This is a genomic window from Tomitella cavernea (genome assembly GCF_016599145.1).
Classification (GTDB): Bacteria; Actinomycetota; Actinomycetes; order Mycobacteriales; family Mycobacteriaceae; genus Tomitella; species Tomitella cavernae.
In genome coordinates this window covers 46,783-59,797 of sequence record NZ_JAENKO010000012.1, presented here as the reverse complement: position 1 = coordinate 59,797, position 13,015 = coordinate 46,783, and the positions used below count along the sequence as shown (strand labels likewise).

Sequence of the window (13,015 nt, the reverse complement as noted above, 5' to 3'; positions counted from 1 at the left end):
CTGCGAGCATCGCCCCTGTGACCCCGGCCGGCGCCGTGTGGACGATCCGGCGCCGGCCGGTTCCATACCGCGGCACACGAGGAGGGCCCATGCCAACCCAGTCGACGGAGCGGTTCCGTGCCGCACGGGATTTCCTGCTGGACCACGGCGACGACTACGCGGCCGCTTGCGCGGGGTTCGAGTGGCCGCGGCCCGCGGAGTTCAACTGGGCCCGCGACTGGTTCGACCGGATCGCCGACGGCAATGAGCGCCCGGCACTGTGGATCGTCGAGGAGGACGGGAGCGAGGGCAGGTGGTCTTTCGCGGAGATGAAACGGCGCTCCGACCAGGTGGCCGTCTGGCTGCGCGGGCTGGGCGTGCGCCGCGGTGACCGGATCCTGCTGATGCTCGCGAACCAGGTGGAGCTGTGGGAGACGATGCTCGCCGCGATGAAACTCGGCGCGGTCATCATCCCCGCGACCACGCTGCTGGTGGAGGCGGATCTGCGTGACCGCATCGAGCGGGGCGGCGCCGGGTTCGCCGTCGCCCGCGCGGGCGACGCGGACAAGTTCGCCGCGCTCGCCGGAATCACCCGCATCGCCGTGGGAGCCACGCCCGCGCCGGACGGGTGGATCGACTACGCCGACTCGGCGGAAGCCCCGGACGATTTCGCGCCCGACGGGCCCACCCGCGCCGACGACACGCTGCTGCTGTACTTCACCTCCGGGACCACCTCGCGGCCCAAGCTGGTCGAGCACACGCACATCTCCTACCCCGTCGGCCACCTGTCGACGATGTACTGGATCGGCATGCGCCCGGGGGGCGTGCACCTCAACATCTCCTCGCCCGGCTGGGCCAAGCACGCCTGGAGTAACGTCTTCGCCCCGTGGAACGCCGAGGCCACCGTATTCCTGTTCAACTACGAGCGGTTCGACGCCGAGCGGCTGATGCACGAGATGGACCGCTGCGGGGTGACGAGCTTCTGCGCGCCGCCGACGGTGTGGCGGATGCTCATCCAGGCCGACCTTGGTCGGCTGCGCACGCCGCCGCGCACCGTCGTCGGCGCCGGCGAGCCGCTCAACCCCGAGGTGATCTCGCGTGTGCAGCAGGCGTGGGGCGTGCAGATCCGCGACGGGTACGGGCAGACCGAGACGACGGTGCAGGTGGCGAACACGCCCGGCCAGCCCGTCAAGGCCGGGTCGATGGGCAGGCCGTCGCCCGGATTCCGGATCGTGCTCGTCGACCCCGCGACGGGTGAGCACGGCGACGACGGGGAGATCTGCATCGACCTCGCCGAACGGCCGGTGGGGCTCATGGCCGGCTATTACGGCGACCGTGAACGGACAGCCGCCGCAATGGAGGGCGGCGTCTACCACACCGGCGACGTCGGTTCGCGCGACGAGAACGGCTACATCACCTACGTGGGCCGCACCGACGACGTGTTCAAGTCCTCCGACTACCGGATCTCGCCGTTCGAGCTCGAAAGCGTGCTCATCGAGCACGATGCGGTGGCGGAGGCCGCGGTGATCCCGGCGGCAGACCCGGTGCGCCTCGCGGTGCCGAAGGCGTACGTGGCGCTCACCGGCGGGTGGACGCCGGACGAGGACACCGCCGCGGCGTTGTTCGCGCACTGCCGCGAGCACCTGTCGCCGTATAAGAGGGTCCGCCGCATCCAGTTCGCCGAGTTGCCGAAGACGATCTCGGGGAAGATCCGCCGGGTGGAGCTGCGGGCGGCCGAACGGGACGCGCCGCGGCGGGGCGTGGACGAGTTCTGGGAGGAGGACCTACGGGGTTGAGAGGCTATGTGCTTTCGGGCCGGGACGGTGATTCCGCGGGCGTGCGGCACGTAGGGGACTCCGTCCCGTCGGTTGTGCGCGGGTCCGCGATCTGCTTGTACGCCAGTTCTCTGAAGCTGCTTTCCGATCCTGCGAATTCTGATTGAAGTCCGCTTCCGGACACTGACCGGTCTGGAAGCGAGTACTCGTTGCTGCGTGCTTCACCTTTCATGCGCCGAGCGTACCGATCTCGCGGGTCCCAGCACGTGCGCTTCGGTCAGTTGGTCCGGGTATTCGGCAGGTGGGGACCGATGTAGCCGACGTAGATCTTCCCGGTGCCGGCCGCGTCGTCGTAGTAGTGCATGCGCGGGCTGATGGTGCCGGAGCGGCTGATCCGGAAGTGCGCACCCATGAACACCGTGCCCGACGGGTCGACGTCCGTCGGTACCGGCAGCGTGCGTGGCGCACTGTATTTGCTGTCGTTCTGGACGGTGTCGCTTTCCCTGGCAGCGTGGGCTCCGGCGGGGAATCCGTGACAGGTGCCCGGCGTGTGCATCAGATAGTGGTGGACGTCGCCGCTGAACGCATCGTCACCGGTCAGTCGGCAGTAGTCGTTGAGCGCCAGGAGAGCGTCCCAGGACTTGCCTGCCCAGGCGCCCATCGTGTCGTTCTTGTCGAGATCATGCGTGGTCGATTCGTCGCCGGTGAACTCGACATACTCGAGCTTGGTGAAGCACCGCAGCAGGTCGTCGTGGCTTTCGGGGCGGATGTCCAGCGGGTCGAGGTCAGGCTGCGACCACGCGGCCTCGGCCTCGCCCATGCGCGCGAGCTCAGTGCGTACGTGCCGGAGTTGGCGTTCCGCCTCGGCGCGTTCGTTCTCTGCTTGCACACGTTCGAGCTGTTCGTCCTCGAGCAGTGTTCGCTGCAGTTCGGCCTCAAACTGCGCCTCGGCGCGCTCTTCTTCGAGCCGACGCAAGCGTTCCTGCAGATCCTCGCGCGCCTTGGTGGTGTGTCGCGCACCGCCGGCGAGTTCGCCGAGGGCCCGGATGGTGGCCGCGTCGACGGTGGTGGTGCCGAGAACGTCACGCAGCACGTCGGCGAGCGCGGTCAGCACCGGTCCGTCCGTGAGGCCGGCAGGGGAGGGCGAGTCCGTGAAGACCGGCGATACCTGCACCTCGACGGCGGCCTCCAGGATGCCCTCGCCGCCCGTCTCCGTGGTGAGGTCCTGCGGCGGTGTCGCGTCCTCGAGCAGGGCGGTGTCGAGTCGGGAGCGCAGGCGCGCGTCGACGTCCGCTGCATCCCGGGGCAGTGGCGCACTGGTGGACAGCGCCCGCGCCTGATGGGCGAGCAGGCTGCGGAGTGCGTGCCGATTGGCGCGGACAATTCGGTCGGTGGTGAGGTACCGGTGCCGGATTCCGTCGAGCGGGTCGTCAAGGTCCACGCCGGGACGGAACGTGCGCACTGTTCCAGGCGCGATGCGGTGCGTGGCGGGGAGCCACGAATTGACCAGCTCGGTGGTCTCCGCGTCGAGGACGTGGGCGGAGGCCAAGCCGACGGTGTCGTGCAGGATGCCGCGCAGGTAGTCGGCCCACTTGTCGAGCGGCAGATCGTCGTTGGTGCCGGCGAGGAAGAGCAGCCCGCGACGCCGGGGGTCCTCGATCGCCTGGAGGATCTCGGTGGCCTGCGAACGCCGCGCGATGCGTGCCCGACCGGTGAGAACGTGGTCACCGTCGCGGCCGGTGACCGAGCGCAGAAGTTCACCGGCGATACGTGGCGGCTTGGGTTGCGGACCTCCCTCGGGGCTGTCGATGTCGAACCACACCCAGCCGGATTCGCCGCCGACGTCCAGGTGCAGGGTGACCGTGGTGGTCCAAGTGCCGCTGTGCTCGTGCTGATCGAAGACGAACCGAGAACTCTGCGCGCCGTCGCCGTCGCCGTCGCCGTCGCCGTCGCCGTCACCGTTGCCGTCGCTGGCATCGCCGACGTGGACGAGGGTGCCGGTGACGCGCGGTGCGATCTCCTGCGCGCTGCCCTCGACGAGCTTCTCCGCGTCCCACGACTTGCTGCCGAGCCAGCGTAAGAGCTGCCCGTGCAGTACCTCCTGGGCGTTCGGCTCGTCACGGAAGCGGAAGAAGGAGCGGTAACCGAGCACGCTCAGTCCTCCTCGAAGCCGGACTGGTCGAACTTGAGCGTGTTCGCGTTCTCGCCGACGGTGCGCACGGTGGATTCGTCGAACCCGCCCGGGGCGGTGGCCGTGATCTCCAGGCGCACCTCCAGGTGCACGCCGTCGACGGCGGCGAGGTTCTGGATCACCTCGTCGGTGATGGTGGAGAAGTCCTTGCCGTAGAGCTGCCCCAGCGTGGCGGAGCCGAAGAAGCGGGTCTTCGGGCGGGGGCCGGGCGGAATGGTCGCGTTGGCGCCGCGACCGCCGGACTGGCCGTCGGCACCGGTTCCGCCGCCGTGGCCGGACTCGACGCCGCGCCCGTCGTCGGTCCCGTCGTTGTCGCCCGCTCCGCCATCGATGCGCTCGCGCTCCTTGTCGCGCTTGATGATCTCCTGGGCCCGTTGGTTTTCCGCGCGTCCGGGTTCGACGACGAGCAGCGCGTCGGTGACCTGCGGCGGCGTGGGATCGCCGGGCAGGACGAGTCCGACGTACCGGGCGCCGTCCCACTCCTGGGCCACGGCGAATCCGTCGGTGAGCGGCAGGAGCTGATCGAGCGCGTCGAGCACCCCGGCCTCGAGCACCGTGCGATCACGCAGGCGCGGCATGTACGGATAGCGGGTGTAGTAGCTCCACAGCGTGCCGGAGTCGATGTGCCCGTCCCGGTCCCAGTCGCCCCGGAGGTAGCGGTCGATGTCCATGCGCACGAGGTTGCCGCTGCGCTGTGTGGCCAGGGCGCTCTGATTGCGCATGCGCGCAGCAGCCCTGTCGACGAGGTTCTGTCCGGTGGTGTCCTTCTCCGATTCCATCGTCAGCGGTCGGTTCGCCACCGGCTGGACGGGATAGAGCACGTGGATGTAGGTCTCGAGCAGGCGAGCATCCACCGTGGTGTCGAGCTTCTCGCGGCGCTCGCGGGCCTGCTCGCGCTGGGCGGCAGTGAGATTGAGCTCCTTGTCGGCGTTGTCGTGCACGTAGCTCCACGCGAGGTACTCGCGCACCACCTCGGACAGCTCGCCGTAGCGGGCGTCGTCGGCGGCGAGGAACGCGATCATGTTGCGGCACTGGCGGGCCGCGCTGCCGCGGTGTTCGGTGGCGTCGAGGGCCCAGTCCTTGGCGGTGGACGCAGTCTTGGAGTGGGTGTGCGCCGGCGGCACGATGACCAGGCGCACCTCGGGCGCGTCGGGGATGTCGGCGGTGTTCTCGGGCGCCACGTGCACCGCCGCGAAACCGTCGGCCGAGACCTTCCGGTGCTTTTCCAGTCGCGCCGTCACCTCGGCCCACACGTCTTCGGGGTGCAGGCGCTCGGCGTAGTCGCGGGCGGTGCGGGTGGTGTTGGCCTGCGTGTCGTACCAGTACATCGCCCCCGAGCTGTAGAAGTAGGTGGCGGTGTTGGCCAGGCGGTTGAGGGCCGAGTGGAAGCTGCCGGGCTGGTCTCCGGGCAGGGCGGTACCGAGGAACACGCGCTGCTGGTCGATGCCCTTGTGCGCGGATGTGAGGGTGGGCGCCGCCCCCATGAACACGGTGCGGGCGAGACGTTGTGTGACGAGACGCTGGCCCAGCGCCTTGTTGGCGGCGTCCACGCGGGCCGGCGCGGCGTGCTCGCCGTCCACGTCGGTGTCGATGAGCGCCTTCCACTCGTCGCCCAGGTACTGAGTGAGCTCGGTGAGCACGGCGTCGGCACGCAGGGGCACCGAACCGGGCATGATCAGCGGCGCCGAGTCGTTGTCGCGCCACAACTGACCGACGATGGTGTTCATCAGCCGCAGCACGCCGCGGGTGCGCTGGAACCGTTCGAGGGTGGACCAGTCCTGGTAGAGGCGGTCGAACAGCTCCGGGTGCACCGGGTAGCTGCGGCGGATGCGCTCCTCGTAGTCGTTCTCGCGCACCTCGCGCGGGAAGTCGTCGCTGTTCTTGCGGTAGAACTCCACCATGGCTCGAGCGGTGGCCCCGATCTGCGCGAGGGCCTGGGCGTCAGGTGTCTCGAACAGGCGCCTGCGGACGATCTCGAACGCCTCCTCGGCGCCGGCCGCCCGCCACTGGTCCGCGACACGGCCGATCGCGTTGCGCAGCATGCGCAGCGCGGCCCGGCCGTTCTCGCCGCCGACTTCCTCCTCGTCGCCCACGTACTCCCCGTCCTTCATCTCCGCGGAGGCGGGGATGGAGATGAGCACGAGCACGCCGGAGACCGCTTTGGCCGCCTCGGTGAGGGTCTGGGCGAAGGTGAACTGGGCGTCGAAGCTGCCGTCCACGAGGTCGTCCCGGCCGTGCAGCATGCGGGCGTAGGCCACCCACTCGTCGATGAGGATCACCGCGGGGCCGAACCGCTCGAACAGGGTGCGCAGCGCCTCACCGGGGTTGGTTCCGGCGCGGTCGGACTCCTCGACGATCGCATAGCCTTCGGCGCCGCCCAGGTGCCAGGCCAACAGTCCCCAGATGGTGTGCACGCGGGTGCCGTCGGGCATGGGCTTGACCGCGCCGGCCTGGATCTGCGTGCCCACCAGCGCCACCCGGCGCACCGACCCCGGCAGGGAGAGCCCCGCGAGCACGTCCTGCACGTCCTGGGGGTAGTCGATGACGGGGGTGCCTGAGGCCAGGTGCCACACTGCGAGCATCGAGTGCGTCTTGCCGCCGCCGAAGTTGGTCTGCAGATTGATGACCGGGGAGGCATTGTCGTCCCCGCCGAGGCGGCGCACCGCGCGGACGATGAGGTCACGCAGCCCCTCGGTGAGGTAGGTGCGCTGGAAGAACGGGACGGGGTCGGTGTACTCCGGGTCGCCGTCCCCGCGGGACACCATCGCCAGGTCGGCCGCGAACTCGGCGGCGTGGAAGTTGCCGCTGGCCACGTCCTCGTGGGGGCGCAGCACCTCCCGCCACGGGGTGACCCCCGACGCGCCGACCTCTGCGGTGCCGGAGGAGACCACCTTGCGATCCGCCTGGTCGGCCGAGATGCGCATGATCTCCACGCGCCACTTGCGCACCTCACCGGCCTGATCGGGCTGACCGGCGGCGGTGAGCAGGCGCTCCATCGTGTCCAGCGCCCGGTAGGCGTCGTCGCCGGAGAACGAGCCGTTGTGCGCCCATTTGTTGCGGGTATCCATGAGCTCGCTGGCCAGGGACATCTGCGCGCGGGAGAGGAAGTCGTTGAGGGGGAACCAGCCCTTCTTGATCTGGCCGGTGACGTTGGTGGCGATGATCTTGAGGCTGCACTGCGGATCGGTCCGCTGGTAGGTCTTGCCGGAGATGCCGCCCTGCTTGTCCCGGAGCTGCAGCAGTGCCGTCCAGTCGGCGTCGCCGGTGATCTCGCCGGCGAACACCCGGGTGAGGAACTGGTCGAGGCCCTCCGCCAGCTGCTCGAACGCGCGCCCCACGCGGTCGCGATTGCTCAAGGCCATGGGTGTGCCCCCTGTTCCCGCATGCGCGTGTGCCGGCGCACTGATTGAATGCCAACGTGTTGTGCATAGCACCCTAGCCGGGAGCTGCGACAGGATTCACCGGCGTGGCGGGATCAGCGTGGAGGCGCGCCCCCGGGGCTGCAGTCAGCATTCTCGGTGGAAGCGGTCACACCACCTTCAAATGCGGATGGGTCCTGATACTCGGTGCAGACGCGGAGGCGGGGGAGTCGGCGCGCTCGTGCGCGGTGTGCAACTCGACGCCGAAGGTCATACTCCTGACATCCTCGGCAGGCAGGCTGAGTTCGGCGGCGATCTGGCGTGCAGTGACTTTCCCCGGTCCGCTCCCGAGAATCTGGGGAAAGACCCGTGACATTTCGTGCGCCGGCATACCGCCGTGTTCGGTGCTCCCGTAGCCGCGGCCGGACAGTTCGATGCACAACTGACGGTAGGTCCAGTCGGTCATGCGCCCCGCCTTATGCGCCGCGAAGGCGAGAGCCATGGCGGACATCTTGAAACGGCTGCGCACGTCGAGAATTTCGGCGCAGGTCGGATCCTTTCTGAGGTGTTCAGGAAGGGAGTCCCGTGGGATCAACAGCTCCGAGGCGAAGGCGTCGGCCTCGCGCTCGTGAGACTGGTCGTCGCACCCTGCCGCCGCGTGCAGGACCAGGTGGCCCAGCTCGTGGGCGACGTCGAATCGCATCCGCTCCGGACTGCGTCTGCGAGACAGGAAGATGTATGGGGTGTCGCCGTGCCATGTGGAGTAGGCGTCGACGTCCTCGGCGATCGGCGCCAGCGTGTACACGCGCACGCCGCGGGACTCCGCCAGCTGGATTGCGTTCGGCAGAGGCCGAGTGCCCAGAGCCCACTCGGCGCGCAGGAGTCGGGCCGCCAGCGTGGGGCCCTCACCCGAGTACGTGGGAAGCATGACCGTCGGCATCGTGTACCGACGGCTGATCCACTGATCGATCTCGATGCCGAGCGTCCCGGCGGCGACGGCTGCGTGTCGGCTGCGAGCGGTCGCACGGCGTGCGGCACGGAAACTCACCCGGGCGACGTCGAGTTCGGGGGCACCCGCCGAGGTGAAATAGCTCTCGGCGAACTCCAGCGCCTGCGCGAGGTGCGCCGACGTGGCGGTGGGCGCACCGTCGGACTCGTAGCGGGTGATGGTCCTCGGCGTCACCGCGAGCAGACGTGCAAGATCCGCCTTGGTCAACCCGCGTCGAGTGCGAGCAATGCGGATGCGATCGGGATCGAGGAAGCCCTCAGGACGCTTCGACGATCGTGAAATCGACATCCTCGCCTCCGATATCACGTGGTCGCCTGCCGTCGGGCAATGGTTGGGGTGCCGGGTAGCGTCATGGCCGGTCCCCACGTCGGCGATGGTCTGCCCTCGGATTCTTGCACCGAACCGGACAATGGCGACGTTAACGGTGGTGCGTCGAACTCAGGATCCGTGCCCGAGATCTTCGTCGCTGTGTGGCCGCGTGCTCCGCGGTAAGAGTTCGGGCCGATCTGTCGACTGAACTCGCTCTCACTGCGTACACCTCCCAGGCTCCACCGCCGACAGTTGTCACCCACAGAGACGCTCAACAGGCTTTCAACATGCTGAAGGAGTGGGGTGCGGGGGAGCCAGGGCAGGTGTCCGAGGCGGTTCACGATCCGGTCAGAGCCCGGCCTGGTCCGCCCCGTACGTCGCCTGTTCCGGGGTGTAGCCCTCGAAGACGAGCTGCTGAATGAGCCCCTGCCGGGAGAACGAGGTGTAGTCCAAGTACTGTTCTGCGGACTTGGCGGCCTGCTCGTTCCAGTCCGGGGCCACCTCGTCGACGGCGAAGGTGGCGTCGTCGGTCGAGTACCCCTCGAACTCGAGTTGCTCGATGAGACCGCTGCGGGAGAACGCGGTGTAGCCGAGATAGTTCCGCGCCGCCCTAACGGCGTTCTGCCTGGCGCGGGACATGGCCGGCGCCGGTGCAGCAGTGGTGGCCTGCGCGGTCGCTGGAGCCGGCGCGGGCGACTGCGTCGTGGGCTGCGCGGGAGCGGCCGTAGCGGGTGACGCCTCGGTGATGTGGAACTGCGTGGTTTGCTTCGCGGACGACGCCTGTGTGGATTCGCTCGAGTTCGATCCGCCGATCGCAGCGCCGATGACGATCACGATGAAAATGCCGCCGACGACCCACCAGAGCTTCTTCGTGTACCAGGGGCGCTTCTGTTCGGTTTCCATGTCGATTCTCCATTTCCGAGTGGAGGCGCTGCGGGGTGGGCGTGCCGCGCGTGTCTCGACGACTCGCGGTGAGGTCCACCGGCGCCTCTTAGTGCATTGAAAACAGAGTAGGAATGCCCACCGACAACTTTTCTCTTGTCGGCGACCGGGGTTCAGGTCACTTCGGGGGCTGAGAACTTGGGAGGTCTGCGGGGGCAGCCGGCGGGCAGAGCCGGTCGCGCTGGCGGTGCGGGGTGTGCGGTGCCGGGCGGTCCGGGTCCTGGGGTCGGAGCCGCGACCGCGATATCGTCGCGCGGACTGTGCAGAGGTCGCAGCTGGCGCGAGTGTTGAGAAGGAAGGCTGTCCGCAAGTGCGGGAGCCAGATGGGGTGCGGGCGATCATCCACTCTGGCCAGATCTAAACAACCGTCCAGGCGCTCTGGATCCCGAAGGTCCCGCACGTCGAAGCGAGATGACGAGGCGTAGCCGGGAAGTGTGCCCGGCGGTGGCGCGGCCCGCTTTCTACCGGCCGATCCGCCTTGTGTATGCGGAAACCGCCGGAATCGGCGGAGATCCGGCGGGTTCCGCATACGCTCACGGCGCGTAGGGGCGGCCGCTACATCTCCATTGACAGCTGACCGGGTCCGTTCTTGGCTTCGGTGACGATGTCGTTCCATGCGGTGCCGAGCGCGTTGAACTCCTGCGCCACCTGGCTTCGCTTGCGGTCGTCCGCGATGGCGAACAAGAGGAAGGCGAGCTCCTTGCACAGGTCGCGGTCGACGTGGTCGGGGACGGTCGCGAGGAGTGCCCCCGCACCGCGGATGCCGTCGGCGGCGAGCGCGCGGGTCAGGTGCATGACCACTTCCCACTCGCTGATGAGCTCGTCCGCGCTCGGGTCGTAAACTTTGTCCTCGTAGATGTCGGCGAGCGCGGCGGGGGAGAGCAGCGTGACCTTGCCGGCGCGGCTGGTGAGGATGCCGGAGCGGTCGAGGTGCTCAATGGACGCGTTGCGGGCGCGGGCGAGGTTGTCTGCGTCGCCGAAGGCGCCCGTGTCGAAGCCGTGCTGGCGGAACCAGGCGATGGAGAATCTCGTTTCCGAGTCGAAGTCCCCCTCCTGGTCGGTCTGCACCTCGTCGAGGATCTCGTTGATACGGGCGAGTGCAGCGCGCACCGTCATCTTTGTGCCGTTGTCGTTGAGCACGCCCGAATAGCGCGAAAACACCGCCATGCCCGGGCCGATCGCGGCCTGCGGCAGGTCGACCGGGGCGATGGCGCCCTGCTGGAGTTCCTTGAGCTTGGTGGGCAGCTCATCTTTGAGCACGGCGAGGAACCCGCGGCGGTCGATCGACGGCGCATTCTCGGGTCGCGGGCGGAGGGACAGGACGATGGAAGACGCGAGGGCGTTAGTGCCGCGCGCGAGGAGTCGACCTGAACCTTCCGTCCTCATAGGCCACGTGGCAGTGACAACCCACCCAGTGCCAACAATACCTTCTAGAATAGTTTCCCAACCGGTGGAAACTTCGCCGTCCGAAGTGGATTCTGACTGCTTGACCGCATAGTAGACGGTAATGGGAAAATCAGTCAGAGCAAACTCGCGAGCACGGCGGAAGATATCACGGAAACCATCCTCGAAGAACTGGTGGGCGCGTTCTTTACCGTTGTGGCGATAGGGGTTCGCTACAAGTTCTTCGGATTTTGGGACGAGCATGGTGCTTAGCAGATGGGGGTGTATGGGCCGGAGTGATCGTCGGAGCCAAACGTAAAAGAAGTCCGAAAGATCTGAATACCCAATGTTGTCGTAGTAGGGCGGATCAGTGGAAACCAGCATTGGGGTCGCGAGATCGCTCTGGGCGCTCGCTTGTTGGGCAGAGCCGCGACCGGTGGGAAGCACCTCGACAACCTGGGCGGCCTTGTCAAGGGTCGTCAGCCAGGAGCCTCCCGTGTTTCCGAGAATGAAAGACTCAGCTATATCCCAGATCATCGGAATTGCTTGGCGCGCGAACACTTCGCGGAACGCCCCTCGATCACTCATCCAGCTTGTAATTGATGAGGACAGGTTCGTGCACTTGCTGACGACCAAACCGAGGTAAGTCGCCACGGCATCCGCATATGCCGTGGCGCCGTCGCCGCCGTTCTCGAGCCGGTCGCCCTCGGGCAGGCCGGCGCTGAGGGCGTCGGCGAGCACGTGTTCGCGGGCCTCGCCGACGAGGTCGCTGAACGTGGTGAGCGCGGTGAGTTGGCGCGCGGTGAACAGATCGGAGAACTCCGTCATCCCGTAGATGATGGTGTTGAAGTTCCGTGGGTTGTTGAAGATCGACCCTGGGGGCGCATCGCTCGGCCGCGGCACCTCCGCTGCAGCCTCGTGCTCCGGCGTCGGCGCCAGGTAGATCCGGGTCCGCTTGCCCGCGGCGACCGTCGCCATGAGCTGCGCGCCCATCCGTCCGGCCCGCCCCTCGGCGCGGATGTACTTGAACTCCACCGGGGTCCCGCATCCAATGCACGTGGCACCCTGGCGGTTGACCGTCCCGTCGTTCTCCTTCGTCGGCGCGAGCGTCGGGTCATGCCCGATCGAGAACGTCACCTTTCCGTTGACCACTGAGGGCACGACGTACGCCTCCTTGCCCTTCTTCTTGCCTAGCCACCACTTGCTGGTCAGCGGCATCGAGATCCCGCACGCAGGGTTGGGGCAGGTGACAGTGCGCGCCCAGATCCACGCGATCACTGTCGCCTCGGTGCCGTCGTCGAGCCTGGCCTTGGGGTAGAGGTGCCCGATGCGCTTCTCCGCCTCGTCACGCATCCACTGCCCGTAACGGCGCACGTCCTCGGCGAGCCCGGTCGTTCGCGGCCAGGTGGAGAACTGCTCGTCCGCGGCGCCCGGGAACACCGGCTTGCGGCCGGCGAACTTCGGTGGGATCTCGATCAGCGCCTTGTTGATGAGCACCGCCACCGGGTTGAGGTCGGATGCGTGCGCCTCGAGCCCCAGTCGCTGTGCCTCGAGGGGGATCGAACCGCCGCCGGCGAAGGGGTCGAGGATCGGCGGCGGGTTGCCGTCGGTGGAGTCGAGGATCTCCTGGTGCGCCCGCCGCAGCAGGTCCTCGTTGTTCGAGTTCTCCCACAGCACCAGCTGCTCGATCAGCTCGTGTAGCCTCCGGCGCTCCGCAGCGACGGCCTCCTCGGTGGGGAAGCGGTCGGGGTGCGACGACGGGTCGTCCACCAGCTGCGCGAACAGCACCGCCCGGGCGGTGGCTAGCGGCTTGCGCGACCACCACAGGTGCAGCGTCGACGGATGCCCGTGGCGGATCGACTTCTCCCGCGCCGACGCCTCGTTGATCTTCTCCAGCGGCAGCGCCACCTCGATCAGCTTGCGCTTGGGGACAACGCGTTGTGCATCGCTGGACATGACTGTGCGGCTCCTTGGACATGCGGGGCTGCGCGTTGACGGAATACACAACGCGTTATGCGCACAACCTTAAGGCCTGGCCGGCGGGTGGGGACGCGAAGGCGCATGTTCG

At 68.0% G+C, this 13,015-nt stretch carries 6 protein-coding genes; 1 reads left to right on the top strand and 5 read right to left on the bottom strand.

Annotated elements, in window-relative coordinates; genetic code table 11:
* Positions 1-89 precede the first annotated feature (89 nt).
* Positions 90-1,775, top strand: a complete 1,686-nt coding sequence (locus JJ683_RS06835) for an AMP-binding protein (protein WP_200172471.1) — start codon at positions 90-92, stop codon at positions 1,773-1,775.
* 256 nt (positions 1,776-2,031) lie between these two features.
* On the opposite strand, the gene JJ683_RS06830 is transcribed toward JJ683_RS06835, so the two are convergent.
* From JJ683_RS06830 to JJ683_RS06810, 5 genes are all read right to left on the bottom strand, one after another.
* The gene (locus tag JJ683_RS06830; protein WP_200172469.1) at positions 2,032-3,906 is read right to left on the bottom strand and encodes a hypothetical protein; all 1,875 of its coding nucleotides are present in this window, start codon (positions 3,904-3,906) and stop codon (positions 2,032-2,034) included.
* Between the two features lie 2 nt (positions 3,907-3,908).
* Positions 3,909-7,307, bottom strand: a complete 3,399-nt coding sequence (locus tag JJ683_RS06825) for a DUF499 family protein (RefSeq protein ID WP_200172468.1) — start codon at positions 7,305-7,307, stop codon at positions 3,909-3,911.
* Between the two features lie 166 nt (positions 7,308-7,473).
* Positions 7,474-8,601: an XRE family transcriptional regulator gene (locus JJ683_RS06820; protein ID WP_200172466.1), complete on the bottom strand. Its 1,128-nt coding sequence runs from the start codon at positions 8,599-8,601 to the stop codon at positions 7,474-7,476.
* 369 nt (positions 8,602-8,970) lie between these two features.
* On the bottom strand, positions 8,971-9,525 hold the full coding sequence (locus JJ683_RS06815) for an Ltp family lipoprotein (RefSeq protein ID WP_200172464.1): 555 nt from the start codon (positions 9,523-9,525) through the stop codon (positions 8,971-8,973).
* 594 nt (positions 9,526-10,119) lie between these two features.
* Complete coding sequence (locus tag JJ683_RS06810) at positions 10,120-12,903, bottom strand: DUF1156 domain-containing protein (protein ID WP_200172462.1); 2,784 nt, start codon at positions 12,901-12,903, stop codon at positions 10,120-10,122.
* Positions 12,904-13,015: the final 112 nt, after the last annotated feature.

Bases quoted from the DNA above. Each gene is read 5' to 3' on its own strand.
- JJ683_RS06835 (WP_200172471.1), top strand. From the start codon at position 90: ATGCCAACCCAGTCGACGGAGCGGTTCCGTGCCGCACGGGATTTCCTG.
- JJ683_RS06825 (WP_200172468.1), bottom strand. From the start codon at position 7,307: ATGGCCTTGAGCAATCGCGACCGCGTGGGGCGCGCGTTCGAGCAGCTG.
- JJ683_RS06820 (WP_200172466.1), bottom strand. From the start codon at position 8,601: ATGTCGATTTCACGATCGTCGAAGCGTCCTGAGGGCTTCCTCGATCCC.
- JJ683_RS06815 (WP_200172464.1), bottom strand. From the start codon at position 9,525: ATGGAAACCGAACAGAAGCGCCCCTGGTACACGAAGAAGCTCTGGTGG.
- JJ683_RS06810 (WP_200172462.1), bottom strand. From the start codon at position 12,903: ATGTCCAGCGATGCACAACGCGTTGTCCCCAAGCGCAAGCTGATCGAG.